Annotated in this window: 20 protein-coding genes; 11 read left to right on the forward strand and 9 right to left on the reverse strand. The window is 60.4% G+C overall.

What is annotated here, in order from left to right:
- Positions 1 to 398: 398 nt before the first annotated feature.
- A complete protein-coding gene (locus CKW25_RS22610) occupies positions 399 to 1,874 on the reverse strand; it encodes an inorganic phosphate transporter (protein WP_095082717.1) in 1,476 nt (491 codons plus the stop codon).
- Between the two features lie 377 nt (positions 1,875 to 2,251).
- Complete coding sequence (locus tag CKW25_RS22615; protein WP_095082718.1) at positions 2,252 to 2,452, reverse strand: hypothetical protein; 201 nt, start codon at positions 2,450 to 2,452, stop codon at positions 2,252 to 2,254.
- Positions 2,453 to 3,167: 715 nt separating this feature from the next.
- On the opposite strand from CKW25_RS22615, the gene pcaR reads away from it, so the two are divergent.
- The 10 genes from pcaR to pcaC all read left to right on the forward strand — a co-directional run bounded on the left by pcaR (position 3,168) and on the right by pcaC (position 12,740).
- Positions 3,168 to 4,010 (forward strand): pca regulon transcriptional regulator PcaR, encoded by an 843-nt coding sequence (pcaR, locus tag CKW25_RS22620; protein ID WP_095082720.1) that lies wholly within the window; start codon positions 3,168 to 3,170, stop codon positions 4,008 to 4,010.
- A 288-nt stretch (positions 4,011 to 4,298) separates the two neighbouring features.
- The gene (locus CKW25_RS22625) at positions 4,299 to 5,645 is read left to right on the forward strand and encodes an MFS transporter (RefSeq protein ID WP_095082722.1); all 1,347 of its coding nucleotides are present in this window, start codon (positions 4,299 to 4,301) and stop codon (positions 5,643 to 5,645) included.
- 214 nt (positions 5,646 to 5,859) lie between these two features.
- Entirely contained in the window at positions 5,860 to 6,717 is an 858-nt protein-coding gene (locus CKW25_RS22630; RefSeq protein WP_095082724.1) for a CoA transferase subunit A, read from the forward strand.
- Positions 6,714 to 7,496 carry a CoA-transferase subunit beta gene (locus CKW25_RS22635; RefSeq protein WP_172736612.1) on the forward strand — a complete coding sequence of 261 codons (783 nt, stop codon included), beginning with the start codon at positions 6,714 to 6,716 and terminating at the stop codon, positions 7,494 to 7,496. The genes CKW25_RS22630 and CKW25_RS22635 overlap by 4 nt, the downstream gene beginning before the upstream one ends.
- On the forward strand, positions 7,493 to 8,698 hold the full coding sequence (pcaF, locus tag CKW25_RS22640; protein WP_172736610.1) for a 3-oxoadipyl-CoA thiolase: 1,206 nt from the start codon (positions 7,493 to 7,495) through the stop codon (positions 8,696 to 8,698). The genes CKW25_RS22635 and pcaF overlap by 4 nt, the downstream gene beginning before the upstream one ends.
- A gap of 39 nt (positions 8,699 to 8,737) precedes the next feature.
- Positions 8,738 to 9,442, forward strand: a complete 705-nt coding sequence (gene pcaH / locus CKW25_RS22645) for a protocatechuate 3,4-dioxygenase subunit beta (RefSeq protein WP_095082730.1) — start codon at positions 8,738 to 8,740, stop codon at positions 9,440 to 9,442.
- 1 nt (position 9,443) lies between these two features.
- Positions 9,444 to 10,010: a protocatechuate 3,4-dioxygenase subunit alpha gene (gene pcaG, locus CKW25_RS22650; protein ID WP_095082732.1), complete on the forward strand. Its 567-nt coding sequence runs from the start codon at positions 9,444 to 9,446 to the stop codon at positions 10,008 to 10,010.
- Positions 10,011 to 10,171: 161 nt separating this feature from the next.
- Positions 10,172 to 11,533 (forward strand): 3-carboxy-cis,cis-muconate cycloisomerase, encoded by a 1,362-nt coding sequence (locus CKW25_RS22655; protein WP_095082734.1) that lies wholly within the window; start codon positions 10,172 to 10,174, stop codon positions 11,531 to 11,533.
- Between the two features lie 12 nt (positions 11,534 to 11,545).
- Positions 11,546 to 12,337 carry a 3-oxoadipate enol-lactonase gene (pcaD, locus tag CKW25_RS22660; protein ID WP_095082736.1) on the forward strand — a complete coding sequence of 264 codons (792 nt, stop codon included), beginning with the start codon at positions 11,546 to 11,548 and terminating at the stop codon, positions 12,335 to 12,337.
- Positions 12,338 to 12,347: 10 nt separating this feature from the next.
- Positions 12,348 to 12,740 (forward strand): 4-carboxymuconolactone decarboxylase, encoded by a 393-nt coding sequence (pcaC, locus tag CKW25_RS22665; protein WP_095082738.1) that lies wholly within the window; start codon positions 12,348 to 12,350, stop codon positions 12,738 to 12,740.
- Between the two features lie 12 nt (positions 12,741 to 12,752).
- On the opposite strand, the gene CKW25_RS22670 is transcribed toward pcaC, so the two are convergent.
- The 5 genes from CKW25_RS22670 to emhA form a co-directional block, all read right to left on the reverse strand.
- Positions 12,753 to 13,652 carry a polysaccharide deacetylase family protein gene (locus tag CKW25_RS22670; RefSeq protein WP_095082739.1) on the reverse strand — a complete coding sequence of 300 codons (900 nt, stop codon included), beginning with the start codon at positions 13,650 to 13,652 and terminating at the stop codon, positions 12,753 to 12,755.
- 150 nt (positions 13,653 to 13,802) lie between these two features.
- Positions 13,803 to 15,062: an OprD family porin gene (locus CKW25_RS22675; protein ID WP_095082740.1), complete on the reverse strand. Its 1,260-nt coding sequence runs from the start codon at positions 15,060 to 15,062 to the stop codon at positions 13,803 to 13,805.
- Positions 15,063 to 15,406: 344 nt separating this feature from the next.
- Entirely contained in the window at positions 15,407 to 16,867 is a 1,461-nt protein-coding gene (locus CKW25_RS22680; protein ID WP_095082742.1) for an AdeC/AdeK/OprM family multidrug efflux complex outer membrane factor, read from the reverse strand.
- The gene (gene emhB / locus CKW25_RS22685) at positions 16,864 to 20,028 is read right to left on the reverse strand and encodes an efflux RND transporter permease subunit EmhB (RefSeq protein WP_095082743.1); all 3,165 of its coding nucleotides are present in this window, start codon (positions 20,026 to 20,028) and stop codon (positions 16,864 to 16,866) included. Before emhB ends, CKW25_RS22680 begins: the two co-directional genes overlap by 4 nt.
- Before the next feature lie 3 nt (positions 20,029 to 20,031).
- The gene (gene emhA / locus CKW25_RS22690) at positions 20,032 to 21,189 is read right to left on the reverse strand and encodes an efflux RND transporter periplasmic adaptor subunit EmhA (protein ID WP_095082744.1); all 1,158 of its coding nucleotides are present in this window, start codon (positions 21,187 to 21,189) and stop codon (positions 20,032 to 20,034) included.
- A 266-nt stretch (positions 21,190 to 21,455) separates the two neighbouring features.
- On the opposite strand from emhA, the gene emhR reads away from it, so the two are divergent.
- Complete coding sequence (gene emhR, locus CKW25_RS22695; RefSeq protein ID WP_095082746.1) at positions 21,456 to 22,106, forward strand: efflux system transcriptional repressor EmhR; 651 nt, start codon at positions 21,456 to 21,458, stop codon at positions 22,104 to 22,106.
- 260 nt (positions 22,107 to 22,366) lie between these two features.
- Here the strand turns inward: emhR and CKW25_RS22700 are convergent, their stop codons facing one another.
- Together CKW25_RS22700 and CKW25_RS22705 are read right to left on the reverse strand one after the other, a co-directional pair.
- Positions 22,367 to 22,867 (reverse strand): hypothetical protein, encoded by a 501-nt coding sequence (locus CKW25_RS22700; protein WP_095082747.1) that lies wholly within the window; start codon positions 22,865 to 22,867, stop codon positions 22,367 to 22,369.
- A gap of 70 nt (positions 22,868 to 22,937) precedes the next feature.
- On the reverse strand, positions 22,938 to 23,465 hold the full coding sequence (locus CKW25_RS22705) for a hypothetical protein (protein ID WP_095082748.1): 528 nt from the start codon (positions 23,463 to 23,465) through the stop codon (positions 22,938 to 22,940).
- Between the last annotated feature and the right edge of the window lie 72 nt (positions 23,466 to 23,537).

The raw sequence follows: 23,537 nt of genomic DNA on the forward strand, positions 1-23,537 counted from the left end.
GCGGTTACGGCGACTTATGGTTTCGCCCGACGGCGACTCACTTTTTTTACAAGCGCCTAAAAAAAGTAAGCAAAAAAACGCTTTGCCCCGAGCGTCCGGCCCCTCGCCAAGGCTCGGGGTTCCCTCGACTCCGGCATTCCTCAGGGGGCATCGCCCTCCGGTCGGCTTCGCTCGACCTCCATGCGATGTCCTCGACTGCGTCGAGGGGCGCTGCGCGCCATTCCCCTGATGAACGCCTGCACTCGGCCTGCCGATGGGGCGGGTGGATCAAGATCAAAAGCCAAGCCAAGCCAAGCCAAGCAAAGCAAAGCAAAGCAAAGCAAAGCGCTACTAAAGCGGTCACCCATAAAAAAGGCGCGGCCTCCGGGGAGGGCGCGCCTTTTTTGTGCGGCTGTGAATCAGCTGCCCAGTACCTTCGATGCCAGCCAGAACAGGCCGGCCGAGAGGGCCACTGTCGCTGGAAGGGTCAGGATCCAGGCCAGCAGGATGGTCTTCACGGTGCCGCCTTGCAGGCCGCTTTTGTTCGCGACCATGGTCCCGGCTACACCCGAGGACAACACGTGGGTGGTCGATACCGGCAGGCTGAAGATGTTCGCCATGCCGATCATGCACGCCGCGGTGATCTGTGCCGACATGCCCTGTGCGTAGGTCATGCCTTGTTTGCCGATCTTCTCGCCGATGGTCAGTACCACGCGTTTCCAGCCAACCATGGTACCCAGGCCAAGAGCGAGGGCGACGGCCAGGATTACCCAGAACGGGGCATATTCGGTCGTGGCGGTCAGGTCTTTGCGCAGCTTGTCCAGGTCGGCCTTTTCACGGGCGTCCAGGCTAGGCAACTTGCTGACTTTCTTTGCCGTGTCGTCAAGGCAGAGCAGGTAGCGACGGACTTCGATGCGGCTTTCCTGCGGCAGCGAATGGTAGTCGGATACACCTTTGAGGGTGCCCAGCAGCGCGTTGATGGTCGGTTCGGTCTGCTGCGGGTTGCAACGGAACTTCTCCGGCAGGTCATCCTTCACACCTTTGCCCAAGGCCAGGAATTCACCCAGGGTTTCGTGATTGCGCTGGTAGAACTGGTTCAGGTGCAAGGTGGCGTCGCGAGTCCGCTCGATCTGGTAGGTCGTGCTGTTCAGGTTGAGTACGAACTGCGCCGGTACGATGCCGATCAATACCAGCATGATCAGGCCGATGCCTTTCTGGCCATCGTTGGAGCCGTGCACAAAGCTCACCGCCATCGCCGACATCACCAGGACCAGGCGGTTCCAGAAAGGCGGGTGCTTCTTATCGTCAATCTTGCGACGCTGGTCCGGCGTCTTGTGCATCTTGGACAGCGGACGCCACCACTTGAGGCCAAGCAATACCAGGGCTGCAACGGCGAAACCGGCCATTGGCGAGACCACCAGCGAGGCGCCGATATCGATAGCTTTCTGCCAGTTGACACCGTCGACCAGTGGAATGTCGTTGATCAGGGCGTTCGCCAGGCCCACACCGAGGATCGAACCGATCAGGGTGTGAGAGCTGGAAGCCGGGATACCGAAGTACCAGGTGCCCAGGTTCCAGGTGATAGCCGCAGCCAGCAACGAGAACACCATCGCCAGCCCGTGGCCGGTGTTCACATTGATCAACAGTTCTACCGGCAGCAAATGGACAATGGCATACGCCACGCCGACACCACCCAGCAACACGCCAAGAAAGTTGAATACACCGGAAAAGAACACCGCCAGATGGGGCGGCATGGCTTTGGTGTAGATAACAGTGGCAACCGCGTTAGCGGTGTCATGAAAGCCGTTGATGAACTCGAAGGCGAGGACAAAGGCCAGGGCGAGCAAGAGGCTCACAAGCACCCAAGCATCCAGTCCGCTGAATAAATCGATCATGAAGGTTTTCTGACCCGGTCATAAGGGGGCGCGATTATGCCAGAAAAGATGGGTAATCAATGCACTTGCTGCTCATCGGTAACATTCTTCAGTGGTTTTGTTTGTAACAAGACCTTAAGACCCAGCGCCGTCGTAGGTTTTCCAAGTCATTGATTTCATTGGGCCTAACCCGAGTTGGTCGACAGCGCGCGGCTTCGGCGGGCAGCGAAAAACGCTGTATGAAATATCTGAAAGGAAGGTCGCGCCAACGCCCATCACCTCATCCGAAGGGGGGATGAGGTTGCCATCGCCTGCTTGTAGCGGGCGAATATCGTGCAAAGAACCGTTCAGTTGATGGCTGAAGGGATGCCGCTCCTGAAAGTCTCAAGCCGCCGCGACTAGGGCTCTTCGGCCTTGAGTTCCTGTTCCATCTTTTGCAATTCCTGGGTGAATGCCTGATCACGAATGCTGGCGCGTTTACGCCAGGGTTTGCGTTCCGGTTCGGGCTGGGCGGCGTAGGTGGTGACTTCCCCGCCGTAAACTTCCTTGTAACGTTGTTCCTGGCGCTCAAGTTCCGCGCGCAGTTCGTCTTTCGTCACGGTTATACCTGATTCAAGTTGAAATGAACCCTGGTGAAACGCACGGCATGGGAGCTGTTGATTGCGAGCGTCATCATGATGGAGTCCACGAGGATCCTTGAGTCATGACGGCGCGCGGCTGACAGCATCGTTGTTGCAGGCGGCCACAGCACCAGAGAAGAATCACTGATGTAGCATCAGTCTTGTTGTTTCCTGCCAGCGCATTGTCCGCCCATTCGAAATGAGCGCCAGGCGCTTGCCAAGGGTAGTGGCAGTCAAGCCAGTGCTACCCGAGTGGTTGCTTCTCGTTGATTGAAAGAAAACGAGCTCACCACTCTGGCTATTATAGCGGCCAGGCAGCGAATGACTATCTCCAATAAGTTAAAAGTGCCTCGGATTATGCAGTGTTTTTTGTTCGTGCCGATGTTGAATGAGTCAGCAGTTGGTAATGTCTTTATCAGGCTTGTATTCAGGCGTCATTAACAAGTCAGACATATTTGTACTCTAGTGTTACGTTTGTCAGCTCCGTGCAACGGTGAAACGGTCTGTCTGGATATGACCAGGGACGGCTAGACAGCGGGGTGCTGGCTTACGTTGCCCAAGGTGTTCAGTGGTAACCGGGTCGATTGCGATTATCGGCTGATGGTTCGATAATCGCCCAAAGTTGACTGCCTGTGGCTTGTGCCAAGGTCTGCGGCAGCCTGTAATAGCTGACGAACTCTGGGGAACGACCTGAATGAACGATCAACTGCGTAACTCCTTCGCGTCTGTCGCGCCGCCGATCGTCGCTTCGCCTGCCAAGCGGATCCAGGCGTTCACGGGTGATCCTGACTTCATGACGTCGCTGGCCCGTGGCCTGGCGGTAGTGCAGGCGTTCCAGGAGCGCAAGCGGCACCTGACCATCGCACAGATCAGCCACCGCACGGAAATTCCCCGTGCCGCGGTGCGTCGTTGCCTGCACACGCTGATCAAGCTCGGCTATGCCACCACCGATGGCCGCACTTATTCATTGCTGCCCAAGGTCCTGACCCTTGGCCATGCCTACCTGTCCTCGACCCCATTGGCCGTCTCCGCCCAGCCTTATCTGGACCGCATGAGCGAGCAATTGCATGAGGCCTGCAACATGGCCACGCTCGAAGGTAATGACATTTTGTACATTGCCCGTTCGGCAACGACCCAGAGGCTGATCTCCGTCGACCTGTCGGTGGGAGGGCGCCTGCCGGCTTACTGCACGTCCATGGGGCGGATCCTGCTGGCGGCGCTGGATGACGCGTCGCTGCGCGAGTACCTCGACCACGCCGACCTGCAAGCCAAGACCAGCCGTACCCTGCATACACCCGAGGCCTTGCTCGAGTGCCTGCAAGAGGTTCGCCAGCAGGGCTGGTGCATTGTCGACCAGGAGCTGGAGCAAGGTCTGCGTTCGATTGCCGTCCCGGTCTACGATGCCTCCGGCCAGGTGCTGGCGGCGCTCAATGTGAGCACGCATGCCGGACGTGTCAGTCGCAACGAACTGGAGCAGCGCTTTCTCCCGGGCTTGCTGAATGCCAGCCGTGAGCTGAGTGCGCAGTTGTTTGCTTAAGCTGTTCGATAAACGCACAGAGTCGCGTTTGCTCAATTGACGCTGTTTCGCCTGCTTCATTAATGTCGCGCCAGCGCCATCCGGTGTCATGGGACTCAAGCCTGGCACCGGACGACGACCCCATAATAATGAAGAGGCTCCCCTCATGTGCATGTCCCCAGCCTGTCTCCGCACTATTCGACCAGGGCATCGCCATCCGGCTCACTGAGCTTGGTACCGTCCGTTTTTTTCGATGGCTGGCATTTGCCGGCCTGCGTCTGCCTGCGTTTCTTGCGTGGAATAACAATAATGAGCCAGTCTCAGTCTGCTGTCGGTAACTGCCTCGATGTGCAGTCCTTTATCAATGCCCAACCGCTGTCGCGCTATCAATGGCGAGTGGTGATCCTGTGCTTCCTGATTGTCTTTCTCGATGGCCTGGACACGGCGGCCATGGGCTTTATCGCGCCTGCCTTGTCCCAGGACTGGGGCATCGATCGCGCCAGCCTGGGGCCGGTGATGAGTGCCGCCTTGATCGGCATGGTCTTCGGCGCCCTGGGTTCCGGACCCTTGGCGGATCGCTTCGGACGCAAGGTCGTACTGGTCGGTGCGGTGCTGGTGTTCGGTGCCTTCAGCCTGGCGTCGGCCTATAGCAGCAACGTCGAGCAATTGCTGGTGTTGCGTTTCCTGACCGGCCTGGGCCTGGGTGCGGGCATGCCGAATGCCACCACGCTGTTGTCGGAATACACCCCCGAGCGCAAGAAATCCCTGCTGGTGACCAGCATGTTCTGCGGTTTCAACCTGGGCATGGCGGGGGGCGGTTTTATTTCCGCAAAGTTGATCCCGGCATTCGGCTGGCACAGCCTGCTACTGATTGGCGGTATTTTGCCGTTGATCCTGGCGGTGGTGCTGTTGTTCTGGTTGCCGGAGTCGGCACGCTATCTGGTGGTGCGCAATCGCGGTACCGACAAAGTGCGCAAAGCACTGGCACCGATTGACCCGGCCATCGTGGCGCAGGCATCGAGCTTCAGCGTGCCGGAACAAAAAACCGTCAGGGCCCGCAACGTGTTCGCGGTGATTTTCTCCGGCACATACAGCGTCGGTACGCTGCTGCTATGGCTGACCTATTTCATGGGGCTGGTGATCGTGTACTTGCTGACCAGCTGGTTGCCGACGCTGATGCGTGACAGTGGCGCGAGCATGGAGCAGGCGGCGTTCATCGGTGCGTTGTTCCAGTTCGGCGGGGTATTGAGTGCGGTAGGGGTTGGCTGGGCGATGGACCGGTTCAATCCGCACAAGGTCATCGGCATCTTCTATTTGCTGGCCGGGGTATTTGCCTACGCGGTTGGGCAAAGCCTGGGCAGCATCACCGTGCTTGCGACATTGGTATTGGTGGCGGGGATGTGCGTCAACGGCGCGCAATCGGCGATGCCGTCACTGGCGGCGCGCTTCTACCCGACCCAAGGCCGGGCCACGGGGGTGTCGTGGATGCTGGGAATCGGCCGCTTTGGCGCGATTCTCGGCGCCTGGATGGGCGCGACCTTGCTGGGGCTGGGCTGGAACTTCGAGCAGGTACTGACGGCGCTGGTGATCCCGGCGGCCCTGGCGACAACGGCGGTGGTGATCAAGGGCATGGTCAGCCATACGGATGCGACCTGAGCCGGGCTTTTCATGAGTGGACTGGCCGTTTCGCCAGCAAGTCCGTTCCTGCACGAGGATCGATAGGTAGGTAACAATATGTTCGATAAACGAACACTTAGTCGATTATCGGATTGTTTGGGTTTTTTTCACGGCTTAACCTTCAGGCAATCCGGTGCTGCCTATCGCGCCTTGTCCTCCACGTCGGTTTACTGATACTCGGGAGTCCACCCCCATGGCTGCAATCCTTTCGCTGCACGACGCAGTGAAGCAATTCGTGAATGACGGCGACACGGTCGCGCTCGAAGGCTTCACTCACTTGATTCCGACCGCAGCGGGTCATGAAATCATTCGTCAGGGCAAGAAAGACCTGACGCTGGTGCGGATGACCCCCGACCTGGTCTACGACCAGTTGATCGGTGCCGGTTGCGCTCGCAAGCTGATTTTCTCCTGGGGCGGTAACCCGGGCGTGGGTTCGCTGCACCGCCTGCGCGATGCGGTCGAGAAGCAGTGGCCGCACCCGCTGGAAATCGAAGAGCACAGCCACGCCGACCTGGCCAATGCCTACGTCGCTGGCGCCTCGGGCCTGCCGTTTGCGGTACTGCGGGCTTACGCCGGTTCAGACCTGCCCAAGGTCAACCCGTTGATCAAGAGCGTCACTTGCCCGTTCACCGGTGAAGTGTTGGCGGCAGTGCCGTCGGTGCGTCCGGATGTGACGGTGATTCACGCGCAGAAAGCCGACCGCCGGGGCAACGTTCTGCTCTGGGGCATTCTTGGCGTACAAAAGGAGGCGGCATTGGCGGCCAAGCGCTGCATCGTCACCGTCGAAGAGATCGTCGACGACCTCAAGGCACCGATGAATGCCTGTGTACTGCCGACCTGGGCCCTGAGCGCGGTTTGCCATGTGCCTGGTGGTGCGCACCCGTCCTACGCTCACGGTTACACCGAGCGCGACAACCGCTTTTATCAAGCCTGGGACCCGATCGCCCGCGACCGCGAAACCTTCACCGCGTGGATTAACGAATACATCCACGGCAGTGCCGATTTCAATGAATTCCAGGCCAAGCTGGCCCGTGTTTCGGAGGCCCAATAATGACTTACTCCACCAATGAAATGATGACGGTGGCCGCCGCGCGCCGCCTGAAGAACGGTTCGGTGTGCTTCGTCGGCATCGGCCTGCCTTCCAAAGCGGCCAACCTGGCCCGCCTGACGTCGTCGCCGGATGTGGTGCTGATCTACGAATCGGGGCCGATCGGTGCCAAGCCGAGCGTATTGCCGCTGTCCATCGGTGACGGTGAACTGGCCGAGACCGCTGATACCGTGGTGCCGACCGGTGAGATCTTTCGCTACTGGCTGCAGGGCGGGCGCATTGACGTCGGTTTCCTCGGCGCGGCCCAGGTCGACCGTTTCGGTAACATCAACACCACGGTGGTCGGTGACTACCACCAGCCCAAAGTGCGCCTGCCGGGTGCGGGTGGTGCGCCGGAGATCGCCGGTTCGGCAAAGAGCGTGCTGATCATTCTCAAGCAGTCGGCCCGTTCGTTCGTCGACAAGCTCGATTTCATCACTTCGGTCGGTCATGGCGAGGGCGGTGATTCACGCCAGCGCCTAGGGCTACCCGGTGCCGGCCCCGTCGGGATCATCACCGACCTGTGCATCATGGAGCCGGAAGCCGGCACCCATGAGTTCGTAGTCACGGCGTTGCACCCGGGCGTGACCCGCGAGCAAGTGATCGCAGCCACCGGTTGGGCCATCCGTTTTGCCGAGCAGGTGGAGCAGACAGCGGCGCCGACCGAGATTGAATTGGTTGCGCTGCGCGATCTGGAAGCGCGCACCGCCGCCGCCCACGGCCAGGCACCAGGAGAAGCATGATGCGCGAGGTGTATATCTGCGACGCGATTCGCACTCCCATCGGCCGTTTTGGCGGTGGCTTGTCAGCGGTCCGCGCCGATGACCTGGCCGCGGTGCCGATCAAGGCCCTGATGGCGCGTAATCCAGGCGTTGACTGGAACGCAGTGGATGAGGTGTTCCTCGGCTGTGCCAACCAGGCCGGCGAAGACAACCGCAACGTCGCGCGCATGGCGTTGCTGTTGGCCGGCTTGCCGCACAGCATTCCCGGGGTCACCCTCAACCGCTTGTGTGCTTCGGGCATGGACGCGATCGGCACCGCGTTCCGGGCCATTGCCAGTGGTGAAATGGAACTGGCGATTGCCGGTGGCGTCGAGTCGATGTCCCGCGCCCCATTCGTGATGGGCAAGGCGGATGCGGCGTTTTCGCGCAACATGAAACTGGAAGACACCACCATTGGCTGGCGCTTCATCAATCCCTTGATGAAAGCCCAGTACGGCGTCGATGCGATGCCTCAGACCGCTGACAATGTGGCGGACGATTATGGGATTTCCCGTGCGGATCAGGACGCCTTTGCCCTGCGCAGCCAACAACGCACGGCTGCCGCGCAAGCAGCGGGTTACTTCGCTGAAGAAATCGTCCCGGTACGCATTGCCCACAAGAAGGGCGAGAGTGCGGTCGAGCAGGACGAACATCCGCGAGCGGACACGACCCTGGAAACCCTGGGCAAGCTCAAGCCGGTCAATGGCCCGGACAAGACCGTCACTGCCGGCAATGCTTCGGGCGTCAACGACGGCGCCGCGGCGCTGATCCTGGCTTCGGGCGACGCGGTGAAGAAGCACGGCCTGACCGCCCGGGCGAAAGTCCTGGGCATGGCCAGCGCCGGTGTTGCCCCCCGTGTCATGGGCATTGGCCCGGTACCGGCGGTGCGCAAGCTGGTCGAGCGCCTGGGTGTGGCGGTCAGTGATTTCGATGTGATCGAACTCAATGAGGCCTTTGCCAGCCAGGGGTTGGCGGTGTTGCGTGAGTTGGGGTTGGCCGATGATGCGGCGCAGGTCAACCCGAACGGTGGCGCGATCGCGTTGGGGCATCCGTTGGGCATGAGTGGTGCGCGGTTGGTGCTGACGGCACTGCACCAGTTGGAAAAGACCGGTGGCAAGAAAGGCCTGGCGACCATGTGTGTCGGCGTTGGCCAAGGTCTGGCGCTGGCGATCGAACGGGTCTGACACCGCTGTGAATATCGAATAAGAATCGAGGACTGCTTCATGACTGACAAGCCTGGTTACCGTCGCCCGCAAGCGGGCACCCAGCCGGAGTATCTGCATCCGGCGTATCAATCGACGAACCTGCGTTCGCCGTCCAAACCGCTGGTATTCTTGCCGCATTCGCTGTCGGAAATCACCGGCCCGACCATCGGTGCCGAGTCCGTGAATGAGCAGGACAACGACCTGACGGCTCAGCATGCGGGGGCCCCCCTGGGTGAGCGGATTATCATTCACGGTCGTGTGCTGGACGAAAACGGCTTGCCGGTACCGGGGATCCTGGTGGAGATCTGGCAGGCCAATGCGGCCGGTCGCTATCATCATGCCCGTGACCTGCATGACGCGCCGCTGGACCCGAACTTCACGGGCACCGGCCGTACCGTCACCGACGCCAATGGTGCCTACCAGTTCCAGACGATCAAGCCCGGTGCGTACCCCTGGGGTAACCACCACAATGCCTGGCGCCCGGCCCATATCCATTTCTCGCTGTTCGGGCCGAGCATTCTGACGCGCCTGGTAACCCAGATGTATTTCCCGGGCGACCCGTTGCTGGCCTATGACCCGATCTACAACTGCGTACCCGACACCCGTGCCAAAGAGCGCTTGATCGCCAGCTTCGACCTGGAAAAAACCATCCCTTCCCATGCCCTCGGTTATCGTTGGGACATCGTTTTGCGCGGCCGCGATGCCACGCCGATGGAGAAATAAGATGACGCTGACTGCAACGACGTCCCACACCGTAGGGCCGTACTACCACATCGGATTGACCTGGCTGAACCGTGAAAACCTGACCGTCGAACACACCCTTGGCGAGCGGGTAGTGGTCACCGGGCAAGTGGTCGATGGCAATGGCGAGTTCGTCAACGATGCGATGCTGGAGGTCTGGCAGGCCAACGCCGCTGGCAAGTATGACCATCCCGAAGACGATCAGGACAAACCCTTGGATCCGAACTTCATGGGCTTCGGTCGAGTGCCGGTGGATGCCGATGGTCGGTTCCGCTTCACCACCATCAAGCCGGGTACCGTGCCCGGACTCAAAGGCAGTACCCAGGCGCCGCATCTGGTGGTACTGGTATTTGCCCGTGGCCTGGTCAAGCACCTGCTCACCCGGATTTACTTCGAGGGCGAGCCGGCCAACGTCGCGGATCCGTTGCTCGAATGCGTACCGGCCGAGCGCCGCGGTACGTTGCTGGCGAAGCAGGATGCGTCAGGCGTTTATCAGTGGAACGTGATCCTGCAAGGGACCGATGCCGAGACGGTGTTCTTCGACTACTGAGTGAATGCGCTGTTGTGGCGAGGGAGCGGTATGTGACGGTGATGATGGCGGTCGCATTCCTGTTCAGTTTGCGGTTACCGAAGCAGGCTGCGTACCTGCACCACGATCTTTAAGCTGTCGGTGCGCGCCTGCATCGGGCGCGCGCCGCGTAAGGAACTCCTATGCAACGACCGGGTAATCAACTGTTCGACGCCTATTTCACCGCCCTGACCATGCGTGAAGTGTTCAGCGATCAGGGGCGGGTGCAGGCCATGCTCGACTTCGAGTCCGCATTGGCCCGGGCCGAGGCGCGGGTCGGACTGATTCCGCATTCGGTCGTTGCTCCTATCGAAGCGGCCTGTCGGGCAGGGCTGTATGATTTTTCTGCCCTGGGCGAGGCGATTGCCTGCGCAGGCAATTCGGCCATTCCCTTGGTCAAGGCACTGGGCAAGCAGATCGCGGTGCATGACGCGGACGCTGAGCGGTATGTGCATCTGGGAGCCACTAGCCAGGACGTGATGGACAGTGGCCTGGTGCTGCAAGTGCGCAGCGCCTTGTGCCTGATCGAGGCCGATCTGGCACGCCTCGGCGCCGCGCTGGCGACCCAGGCCCGACGTCACATCGCCACGCCACTGGCCGGGCGCACCTGGCTGCAACATGCGACGCCGGTCACGCTGGGGATGAAAATCGCCGGCTGGCTGGGTGCGGTAACCCGTAGCCAGCAACGGCTGCAAGCCCTCAAGCCGCGGCTGTTGGTGCTGCAGTTCGGTGGCGCCAGCGGCACCCTGGCGGCCTTGGGCGAACAGGCGATGCCGATTGCCGAGGCGCTGGCGCAGGAGCTGCAACTGACCCTGCCGGAACAACCCTGGCATACCCAGCGCGACCGCCTGGTCGAGTTCGGCGCTGCCCTGGGATTGATTGCCGGCAGCCTCGGCAAGCTGGGTCGCGACATCAGCCTGTTGATGCAGACCGAAGTGGCGGAAGTATTCGAGCCTTCGGCTCCGGGCAAGGGCGGATCCTCGACCATGCCGCACAAACGCAACCCGGTGGGCGCTGCGGTGCTGATCAGCGCGGCCACGCGCGTGCCCGGCCTGCTCTCGACCCTGTTCAGCGCCATGCCGCAAGAGCATGAGCGCAGCCTGGGGTTGTGGCATGCCGAGTGGGAAACCCTGCCGGAGATCTGCTGCCTGGTGTCCGGTGCCTTGCAGCAAGCGTTGCTGCTGGCCGAAGGTCTGGAGGTCGACGCCCAGCGCATGGCCACGAACCTCGACTTGACCCAAGGGCTGGTCCTGGCGGAAGCGGTGAGTATCGTGCTGGCCCAACGCATCGGACGCGAGCAAGCGCATCACCTGCTGGAGCTGTGCTGTAAGCGCGCCGTGGCCGAGCAGCGGCATCTGCGGGCGGTACTGGGGGATGAACCCCGGGTGACAGCCGAGCTGTCCGGGGCGCAACTCGATCAATTAATGAACCCTGCGCATTACCTCGGCCAGGCGAAAACCTGGGTCGAGCGTGCGTTGGCCGAACATCTGGCATTGACTGTCTGAAGGAGAATTCCCGTGGCATTTGTACCACTCGCCGATGGCGAACTGCACTACCAGCTCGACGGTCCTGAGCATGCACCGGTACTGGTGTTGTCCAACTCCCTGGGCACCGACCTGCATATGTGGGACGCGCAGATTCCCGAGTTTGCCGAACACTTCAGAGTGTTGCGTTTCGACACCCGTGGCCATGGCCGTTCGCTGGTCACACCGGGCCCCTACAGCATCGAGCAATTGGGGCGCGACGTGCTGGCCTTGCTGGATGCCTTACACATCGAACGCGCGCACTTTTGCGGCTTGTCCATGGGCGGCCTGATCGGTCAGTGGCTGGGGATCAACGCCAGTTCGCGCCTGCTCTCGCTGGTGGTCTGCAACACGGCGGCGAAAATTGGTGAGTCCTCGGTCTGGAACCCGCGCATCGAAACCGTGTTGCGCGATGGCCCCGCGGCGATGGTCGCCCTGCGTGATGCCTCGATTGCCCGCTGGTTTACCCCGGACTTTTCCCAGGCCCATCCAGCGGCGGCCAAGCAGATCACTGACATGCTGGCGGCCACCTCGCCACAGGGTTACGCGGCCAACTGCGCGGCGGTCCGTGATGCCGATTTCCGTGAGCAACTGTCGTCGATCAAGGTGCCGCTGCTGGTGATCGCCGGTACCGAAGATGCGGTCACGCCGCCCTCGGGCGGCCACTTCATCCAGGAGCGCGTGCAGGGCGCGGAGTACGCCGAATTCTATGCCGCGCACCTGTCCAACGTTCAGGCCGGCAGTGCGTTCAGTGAGCGTGTGCTGACCTTTCTGTCAGGTCATTGAGGGATTATCCGTGGACGAGAAACAACGTTATGCCGACGGCATGCAAGTGCGTCGCGCGGTGCTGGGTGATGCCCATGTCGACCGCAGCCTCGAGACCCTGAACGCGTTCAACGCGGAGTTTCAGGAAATGATCACCCGGCATGCCTGGGGTGACATCTGGACCCGCCCGGGCTTGCCGCGGCACACCCGCAGCCTGGTGACCATCGCCATGCTGATCGGCATGAACCGTAACGAAGAGCTGAAGTTGCACCTGCGTGCGGCCGCGAACAATGGCGTCACCCGCGCCGAGATCAAGGAAGTGCTGATGCAGAGTGCAATCTACTGCGGCATTCCGGCAGCCAATGCGACCTTCCACCTGGCGGCATCGGTGTGGGACGAACTGGGTGTCGAGTCCCGGGAGTAAGTGCATGCCGGCTCAATGGGTGTCGTGGCCCCAGATCCAGTTCCACGCCCCCGGTAAGCGCGCGGGCTCGTCCGCATTGCGCAGCGTGCGGGTGATGGCCGCACGCTGCAACGCCGCCGAATCATCGTAGAAGGGCTTGGCGTCTACGGGCACATGTGTCTGCTGCGCACTGTCGAGCAGAATCTTCAGGTACTCCTCCATGTGCCGGGCCGTGTAGCGATTGAGGTCGTGAAAGGTCACCACCACCGGGATGACGCCATCCACGGTCGGCAACTCACCCTTGGCGATCCGCTCGCGGGTTTCCGACAGCTGCCGCACCAGGTTGGCGCGCCTGCGGGGGCTGGCGGTGATGCCCCAGACCTTGCCGTCATTGGCACTCAAGTCAGTCAGTAGCACCTGCAAGCCATGCTGTTGATAGGCGGCGAAGGTGCGTTCGTCGTAACTCCAGAAGGGCGGACGGACCAGCGTCGGCGGTGTGCCGGTGAGCGACGCGATGTCGGCGCAGCCCCAGGTGAGCGCCTGCTCGAGTTCTTGTGGGTCAAGGGAACGATGATTGGTGTGCCACGGCGTGGCAGTGTGGAAGCCCAGGATGTGGCCGGCCGCGTGTTCACGGATCATGGTTTTGCGACCCCGTTCGCTGCCACCAGCCCGTGGGGCCCGTGTCTGTACGAAGAACACCGCCTTGATGCCCGGTTGAATCGGGTTGTTGGCCAATACCTCAAGTATCGCACGTGACGGATTGGCCCAGCCGGATGCGCTGGGGCCATCGTCGAAGGTCAGCAGGAAACGGATCGGCGGGGATGCCTGTAAGCGCTGCTCGGTCTGCGGCGTCAGGGCGATCGGCGGGCCGATACAGCCACTGAGGCCGAGCGCAAGGGCGAGGGCAGACACAAAGCAGAGGATCGATTTCATAGTGTTGACGTGACCGGCGACAGATCGGGAAGGGGGCAACCTGTTGGCGCACAGTCATTTACCGTGCGCCAAGGCAGTCGTTCTCGGGAAAGTCCCCATAGGAACGCCACGACACTGAACGGTTCAGCAGGTCGGGGTGATTATATCGAGTCAGAGCAGGTTGATGGGGTAGCTGACGATCACACGGTTTTCGTCGAACTCGTTATTGCTGTAGTCCCGGCGCAACGTCGAGTTGCGCCACCTGAGGTTGAGGTTTTTCAGGCTGCCGCTCTGTACCGTATAGCCGAGCTCACTCTCGCGCCCCCATTCCTTGCCATCGCTGACGGTTGCGGTGTGAACGTTGTCGCCGCTGATGTAGCGGTTCATCAGGGTCAGGCCGGGGAGGCCGACGGCGGCGAAGTTGTAGTCGTGGCGCAGTTGCCAGGACGTTTCCCTGGCGTTGTCGTAGCTTGAGTTGAAGCTGTCGTTGGCCAGCGTTCCACCACTGGTGCCGTTGACCCGCATCCAGGCGCTGTCGCCGGTGAGCTTCTGCAAGCCGAGGTAGACAGTGCTGCCGCCGTATTTGGCCGAGAACATTCCGGACCAGGTCTTGTTGTCGAGATCACCGGCCCGGGCGCTGCCCTCTTCCTGGCCATGAAAGAACCCCAGGTTGGCCCCCAGGGTCCAGTCGCCCACGGGTTGACTGTGGATCAGGTTGAGGAATTGCTGGCTGTAGATGTCCTTGAGTTCAGCATTCCACGCGGCGATTTGCGTGCGTTTTTCATTGAAGCTGTACTCGGCGCCTGCGAAGTTGAAACGGTCGGAGGTGACGGTTGCTCGGCCGCTCATCGACATATCGCTCATGCTGCTGTCGTCACGCGGGCTGTTGGCGCGCATCTGCCCGCCGTACAGCGTCAGGCCGTCGATCTCCTTCGAGGTGAGCTGGCCGCCGCGAAAGGTTTGTGGCAATGAGCGGCCATCGTCCGAACGCAGAATCGGCAGCACCGGCATCCATTCGCCGACCTTCAGTTCCGTCTGCGACAGCCTGGCCTTGAAGGCCACGTTGGTGCGCCCGAAGTTGTCGGCCGGGCGACCATCGTGGTCCAGCGGCAGCAACTGCGTACCGGCGGTGCCTTTGCCACCGTCGAGCTTCACCGAGTACAGCCCCAGCACATCCATGCCGAAGCCGACGGTGCCTTGGGTGAATCCGGACTTTGCATCGAGGATGAAGCTTTGCGTCCACTCTTCGGCCTTGCCCTGAGCCTTGGTCGGGTTGGTGAAGTTGCGGTTGATGTAGAAGTTACGCAGGTTCAGGTTGACCTTGGCGTCTTCGACAAACCCCGACTCCTGGGCTATGGCGGGCAGGGCCGTGCCGATCATGGCGAAGGCGATCAGGCCGGGAAACAAATACGGCGTGGTGGAGGGCGTCATGGGTTCGGGGTTCTCTTATTGTCAGGGATGAGGCGAGGCAATGCCGCAACCCAGGGGTCGCAGACAAACAATCGAGTCGGGGTACAACGATCGGGATCAGCCGGATGGGGCAGGGCGCGGGAGCATGGTGTCGAACCTGATGTCATGGGTGTTGTACGACAAATGGTGCGGGGGATGGGCGCAGAGGTTCAATCGGCGAAACGGGGTTTGGGGCGATTATCGAACGCAGGATGGGTCAGGTTTCTGAGGGGGGATGTGCTCGCGAAAGTGTCGCGCAAGGCCACTCAGCTTTCCGAAGCCAACAAAAAGCCCACCAAAAGGTGGGCTTCGTGTTTACGCGCTGATCAGAACATCTTCAGCTTCGGTGCTTCTTCTTTCACCGGCTCGTTCTTCGCGGTCTGGGCGTTCCAGCCCCCGCCAAGCGCCTTGTACAGGTTCACTTCGCTGACCAGTTGCGACAGACGATCGGTGATCAGCGACTGTTGTGCACTGAACAACTGACGCTGGGCATCGAGGAAGGTCAGGTTGCTGTCGACACCAATGCGGTAGCGACGCTCGGCCAGGCGGTAGTAGTCCTGGTTGGCCTGTACGAAGTCACGCTGGGCCTGCAACTGCTGGTTGAACGTCTGACGCGCCGCGAGGCCGTCGGACACTTCCTGGAAAGCAGTCTGAATCGATTTCTCATACTGCGCGACGGTGATGTCTTTCTGGATTTTCGAGTAATCCAGGCTGGCACTCAACGCACCGGCGTTGAAGATCGGCAGGTTGATTTGTGGCTGGAACAACCAGGTGCCCGAGCCGCCTTTGAACAGGCCGGACAGGTCCGGGCTCAGGCTGCCGGCATTGGCCGTCAGGCTGATGCTCGGGAAGAACGCTGCCCGTGCCGCGCCAATGTTGGCGTTGGCGGCCTTGAGGTTGTGCTCGGCGGCAAGGATGTCCGGACGACGTTGCAACAGGTCCGAAGGCAGGCCCGGCGGCAATTCGCTGAGCAGGTCGTCGGCCAGCGGCTTGGCCGCGGTCAGGTTCGCCGGCACGCCGGTTCCGAGCAGCAGCGTCAGGTTGTTTTCGTCCTGGGCGACCAAGCGTGTGTACTTGGCCAGTTGCACCCGGGCGTTTTCCACCGACGTACGCGATTGGCTCAGGTCCAGCGCCGAGGCCACGCCGACTTCGTTGCTGCGCGCGGTGAGGCGGTAGCTTTCTTCGAAGGTGGCGAGGGTGTCCTGGGTCAGCTTGAGCAGTTCCTTGTCGGCCTGCCAGGTCAGGTAGGCGTTGGCCACACTGGCCACCAGGCTGATCTGGGTGCTGCGACGCGCTTCTTCAGTGGCGAAGTAGGCTTGCAGCGCCTGTTCGTTCAGGCTGCGAACGCGACCGAACAGGTCGAGTTCATAAGCGCTGACGCCCAGGGTCGCCGAGTAGGAGCTGTTGATGCTCGAATCACCGGTTTGCGAGGCATCCGCCGGGAGCCGCTGACGGCTACCGCTACCGTTGGCCGAAACCGCCGGGAACAGATCGGCGCGGGAAATGCGGTATTGAGCCGCATAGGCGTCGATGTTCAGGGCCGCGACACGCAGGTCGCGGTTGTTTTCCAGTGCGGTCTGGATCAGCTGTTGCAGAGCCGGATCATGGAAAAACTGCTTCCAGCCCTGCTCGGCAGCGGCCTGGCTTGCCGCCTGGGCCGGCGTGTAGGCCGGCCCCTGTGGGTACTGCCCGGCCACGGGGGCTTCGGGCTGCTGATACTCGGGAATCAGCGAGCAGCCACCGAGCACGAACGCGGCGATGGCTAAGGAGAGTAGCGACTTGCTCATTGGCCAGCCTCTTTAGGAGTTTCGGTTGCGTCGTCCGGGTCCGCAATCTTGCGTTGACCCATCGCCGACACGGTGACAAAGAACAGTGGTACCCAGTAGATCGCCAGGACGGTGGCCGTGATCATACCGCCGATCACCCCGGTGCCGATGGCATGCTGGCTGCCTGAACCTGCGCCGGTGGAGATGGCCAGTGGCACCACACCCAGGACGAACGCGAGCGAGGTCATGATGATCGGGCGCAGACGCATCCGGCAGGCTTCAATCGCTGCATCCCTCAGGCTGCGCCCTTGTTCATGCAGCTCCTTGGCGAATTCGACAATCAGAATGGCGTTTTTCGCCGCCAGGCCGATGGTCGTCAACAGGCCCACCTGGAAGTACACGTCGTTGGACAGGCCGCGCAGGCTGGTGGCGAGCAGGGCACCGATGATCCCCAGCGGTACCACCAACATCACCGCGATCGGAATCGACCAGCTTTCGTACAGCGCTGCCAGGCACAGGAACACCATCAGCAACGACAGGGCGTACAGCGCCGGTGCCTGGGAACCGGACAGGCGCTCCTCGTAGGACAGGCCGGTCCAGGAAATGCCGACACCGGCCGGCAGTTTCTTGGCAATGGCTTCGACTTCGGCCATGGCCTCACCGGTGGAGTAACCCGGGGCCGGGGCACCGAGGATCTCCATGGCTTCTACGCCGTTGTAACGGGCCAGCTTCGGCGAGCCATAGATCCACGTGCCCTTGGCGAATGCCGAGAATGGAACCATGGTGCCTTTGCTGTTGCGCACGTACCACTTCTGCAGGTCCTCGGGGCTCATGCGCGCACCCGGTTGGCCCTGGATGTAGACCTTCTTCACCCGACCACGGTCGATGAAGTCGTTGACGTAGCTACTGCCCAAGGCAATCGACAAGGTGTTGTTGATTTCGGTCAGCGTGACGCCCAGGGCGCTGGCCTTCTCATCGTCGATTTCCAGTTGGTACTGCGGCTCATCGTTCAGGCCGTTCGGACGCACCTGCGCCAGCACTTTGCTCTGCGCGGCCATGCCGAGGAACTGGTTGCGTGCCGCCATCAGCTTCTCGTGACCGATACCGGCGCGGTCCTGCAGGAACACGTCGAAACCGGTGGCGTTGCCCAGTTCCAGTACCGCCGGTGGCGCGAATGCGAACACCATGGCGTCACGGAACGTGAAGAAGTGCTGTTGGGCGCGAGCCGCGACCTTGAACACGCTGTTGTCGGCGTTTCGTTCGTCCCATGGCTTGAGCATGATGAACGCCATGCCCGAGCTCTGGCCACGGCCGGCGAAGTTGAAGCCGTTGACGGTGAACACCGAGGCGACCGCATCGCCTTCACCGCCTTCACTGCCCGGACGCAGCAGGAACTCGCGCATCTCGTCCACGACCACTTGGGTACGCTGGGCGCTGGAACCGGCCGGGGTTTGGACCTGGGCGAAGAGCACGCCCTGGTCTTCTTCGGGCAGGAACGCGGTTGGAATGCGGGTGAACAGCCAGATCATGCCGACGATGATGATGATGTAGGCCAGCAGGTACGGGGCCTTGTGCGTGAGAATGTTGCCCACGCCGCGCTCATACCCACGTACACCACGGTCGAAGTTGCGGTTGAACCAGCCAAAGAAGCCGCGTTTCGGTACGCCGTGCTCGCCTTTCGGAATGGCCTTGAGCATGGTGGCGCAGAGTGCCGGGGTGAAGATCAGGGCAACCAGGACCGAGAGCGCCATGGCCGACACGATGGTGATCGAGAACTGCTTGTAGATCACACCCGTGGAGCCGCTGAAGAATGCCATCGGCAGCAGTACCGCCGACAGGACCAGGGCAATACCGACCAGTGCACCCTGGATCTGGCCCATGGATTTCTTGGTGGCTTCCTTGGGTGACAGGCCTTCTTCGCTCATGACCCGCTCGACGTTTTCCACCACGACGATGGCGTCGTCCACCAGCAAGCCGATGGCCAGGACCATACCGAACATGGTCAGGGTGTTGATGCTGAAGCCGAACGCCGCGAGGATCCCGAACGTACCCAGCAGCACCACCGGTACAGTCATGGTGGTGATGACGGTCGCGCGGAAGTTTTGCAGGAACAGGAACATCACCAGGAACACCAGGACGATCGCTTCGACCAGGGTCTCAACCACACCCTTGATCGATTCGGTCACCACCGGCGTGGTGTCGTACGGGAACACCACTTCCATGCCTTCAGGGAAGAATGGCTTGAGGTCTTCGATGGTTTTGCGCAGGGCCTTGGCCGTGTCAAGGGCGTTGGCGCCGGTCGCCAGCTTCACCGCCAGACCGGAGGCCGGGGCGCCGTTGAACTGGGCATTGATGCTGTAGTTCTCACCACCCAGGCCGACGTCGGCGACATCTTTCAGGCGAACCTGGGAGCCGTCCTTGTTGACCTTGAGCAGGATTTCCTTGAACTGCTCGGCCGTTTGCAGGCGGGTCTTGCCAATGATCGTGGCATTCAACTGAGTGTCGGGCAGGGCAGGCAAGCCACCGAGCTGGCCGGAAGAAATCTGCACGTTCTGGGCGGCAACGGCGTTTTTAACGTCAACCGGGGTCAGGTTGTAGTTGTTCAACCTGGCCGGGTCGAGCCAGATCCGCATGGCGTACTGGGCACCGAACACCTGGAAGTCACCGACACCCGCTGTCCGCGAGATCGGGTCCTGCATGTTGGACACGATGTAGTTGGACAGGTCGTCCTTGGTCATGCTGCCGTCGCGCGAAACCACGCCGATCACCAGCAGGAAGTTTTTCACGGCCTTGGTCACGCGGATGCCCTGTTGCTGCACTTCTTGCGGCAGCAGCGGGGTCGCCAGGTTCAGTTTGTTCTGGACCTGGACCTGCGCGGTATCGGAGTTGGTACCTTGCTCGAACGTCGCGGTGATGGTCATGGTGCCATCGGAGTTACTTTCCGAGGACACATAACGCAGGTTGTCGATGCCGTTGAGCTGCTGCTCGATCACCTGGACCACGGTGTCCTGCACGGTCTGCGCAGACGCACCCGGGTAGGTCACGGAGATGGCGATCGCCGGTGGGGCGATGCTCGGGTACTGGTTGATAGGCAACTTGAGGATCGATAGAGCCCCGACCAGCATGATCACCAGGGCAATTACCCAGGCGAAAATCGGACGGTCGATAAAAAATTTCGACATGGTTTACTCCCCTTTGCCGCCCGCAGCTTTGTTTGTTACCTGTGCGGTGGCCGGGTTCTTCGGCGCTACGTTAGTCGCTTCGCTGACTTTGACCTCAACGCCGGGCTTGACGTATTGCAGGCCTTCGGTGATCAGGCGATCGCCAGCCTTGAGGCCATCTTCGATCAGCCATTGGTTGCCAACGGTGCGGCTGGCCTTGAGCTGACGCAGTTCAACCTTGTTGTCCGGGCCGACGACCAGCGCAGTGGGGGTGCCCTTGAGGTCGCGGGTCACGCCTTGTTGCGGGGCCAGGATCGCGGCGCTGTTCACGCCGGCTTGCAGCTGGGCGTGCACGAACATGCCCGGCAGCAGGGTGTGGTCAGGGTTGGGGAACACGGCGCGCAGGGTCACGGAACCGGTGGCCTGGTCAACCGTGACTTCGGAGAACTCCAGCTTGCCCTGTTGCTTGTACTGGCTGCCGTCCTCAAGGGTCAGCTTGACCATGGCGGCGTTATCGCCAGCCTTTTGCAGGCGACCGCTTTCCAGCTCACGGCGCAATTCGAGCAGCTCGACCGAGGACTGGGTGACGTCGACGTAGATCGGGTCCAGTTGCTGGATCACGGCCATGGCGTCGGTCTGGCCATTGTTTACCAGCGCTCCTTCGGTGACGCTGGAGCGGCCAATGCGGCCGGTCAACGGTGCCAGCACCTTGGTGTAGCGCAGGTTGATCTGGGCCGTTTGCAGGGAGGCTTCCGATTGCAGGCGGTTGGCCAAGGCGGTGTCGTACTCCTGGCGGCTCACGGCTTGCTCGTCGACCAGTTGTTTGTAGCGATCGGAAATCGACTTGGTCGATTGCAGGTTGGCTTGCGCACTGGCCAGGGTCGCCTGATAGACCGAAGGGTCGATCTGGTAGAGCTGCTGGCCTTCCTTGACGTCGCCGCCCTCCTTGAACAGACGCTTGAGAATGATGCCATTGACCTGTGGACGAACTTCCGCGATGCGGTAGGCCGTGGTGCGGCCCGGCAGTTCGGAGGTCAGGGTAAAGGCTTGGGTTTGAAGGGTAACGACACCGACCAGAGGGGCTTGCGCGGCAGGGGCCGCCTCTTCCTTTTTACATCCGCTGAGCAGGGCTGCCAGGGCGACGGCAGTGACCAGAGCGGTAACAGCTGGCTTGAATTGCATGAAGATCCTCGGGTCAGGCACGCGCAGTGCGCACTAGAAAGGTGGAAAGGTAAAAAAATAGCGCTGAGTGGATAAGTAGCTTGCTAAGGAATATACTTACGTTCATGGTTGTTTGTAAATACCTTGACTGCTTGCCCATTCGGTTACGAAAGCTGTTTCAAGGCGTGAATTGTAGGCCGGGGAAGTGACCCGAAAGAGGCCACCCCACATTTGTTCAGATGATGTTCAGGCATCGCTGAAGCATTCCTGATTGAGGTTTTACTGCCATGGTCCGTCGTACCAAAGAGGAAGCTCAAGAAACCCGAAGCCAGATACTCGAAGCGGCAGAAAAAGCCTTTTACGAGCGGGGCGTCGCACGCACCACGCTGGCGGATATCGCGACTCTGGCCGGCGTGACGCGGGGAGCCATCTACTGGCATTTCAGCAACAAGGCGGACCTGGTCCAGGCCATGCTCGACAGTTTGCATGAGCCGCTGGCCGAGATGGCCCGCGCCAGCGAAAGCGAAGAGGAAGAAGATCCGCTGGGCTGCATGCGCAAGCTGCTGATTCATTTGTTTCATCAAGTTGCCTTGGATCCGAAGACCCGACGCATCAATGAGATTCTGTTTCACAAGTGTGAATTCACTGATGAAATGTGTGATCTGCGCCAGCAACGTCGCACGCTCAGTCTGGAATGTAATGCGCATATCGGGCTGGCACTGCGTAATGCGGTCAATCGCGGCCAATTGCCGGAAAACCTCGATACGGCCCGTGCTGCGGTGAGCATTCACGCCTACATCGATGGCATTCTGTACCAATGGCTGTTGGCTCCTGACGCCTTTGAGTTACATACGGAGGCCGAACGCTGGGTCGACACCGGTCTGGAAATGCTGCGCTTGAGTCCCAGCCTGCGCCTGAAAGACAACCTGCGTAATTGAGTCCGCTGGTGTCAACCCGGAGGATGGCATCCTCATTGCTTTGTTCGCCCTGCGGCGATGGGGTGCTTTTATATACGTACACACGCCGGCTTGATAGGTAGCGGGCTACGTATTTTGTAGGGAATTTGTGTCGAGTGTGTGACTGAGTGTGAGTAGCCGGTTGCTGAGCGCCGCGGTGATAGGTGCGTGTGGCCTGTTTTCGGAAGGGGCGGTGGGTTCGTCAAGGGGGCACGCTGGCGTGGCCCCCAGTCGCCAGATATTTACTTATTGATGCTCAGTTCAACGGTGTAACTGAAGGGTGGTTTCATCATCTTTCTTGACGTGGTCACGTTGCATTTGTATTTCCCATTTCCGGATGCTTCGACCGTGCTCTTCCAGGCAGGTTGATAGTCAGCCTCCAAAACACCGCGCCCCACCGGGGCATCCATTCGGGTTTTTAATCGGCATCGATGGCCATGCACTTCATACTCAAGATCCAGGGTGACAGGGGCGACTCTGTTTCTGCGGGGTTGCCAGTTCGAACTGTCGAGGGTGAAGGGTCTTGTATAAGGTATGTCGATGATCTCCACGGTGCCAGGCCCCACATTGAACGTTATCAAGGGGCCATTCAATGCAACCTCGAGACCTGAGATGCTCTTCATTTTCATGGTGCCAAAGGTGTTGTTGGACAGTTTGAGGGTGATGACAGTGTCGGACATGCTGTTGGCATTGACTGAATAAAAGAATAACAGTGCGAGTGCGATGGCTTTGTATGTATTCATTTTTATATAACTCTCGTGACGTGTAGTGGGCAGGTTCGTGGTGCCGGTTGAACGATTGGCGAGTGGTTGGCTATTCGATACTGAATTCAATGCTGAAGCTGTTTGGGAATGAATCCATCACTTCAAGAATTTCAGTTGAACAGTCAGCCGCTTCAGCGCCCGTTGATTTGCCGTTGCCTGACCAGTGGGGCACTCGCGTGACACTCTCTCCTTGTTTTTCAAGTCTGACTTCGAGAGACGCGGTGAACTGGCATTCCTTGTTGCCCGAGGCGTAGGAAAATGTTTCGCTCAGTACAGTCGCTTCAGTGAATGCGACAGAGCTGAAGTAGTTAGGGAAATCGGCTGCGTAGTCATATTTTCCTTTGGCAGGCACATCGAAGTGACTGAGAGGGAAGGGGGCGTTGCTTTGTTTTTTTGAGGGGGTCGAAATACTCATTTTGTTAAGGGTGAGATTTTTAAGGTAGTAGTGAATCGTCGTGGTGTCTGGATCGTCTGAAAGCTCGATGGTCTTGTATGTGTTGTTCGACGCAAGGCTGGAAGTGCAGATAACGAGCGTGAGTGCCAGTCCAGTGGTGATGGTGTTGATGAGCGGTGGCATCGGTTTAATTCCATTTAAAGTGATGTTTGGTTGTTTGGGGTTTAAGTTGATTGTTGTTTTGGTGCGCGAGTT

The organism is Pseudomonas sp. Irchel s3h17, from assembly GCF_900187505.1.
Lineage (GTDB): Bacteria > Pseudomonadota > Gammaproteobacteria > Pseudomonadales > Pseudomonadaceae > Aquipseudomonas.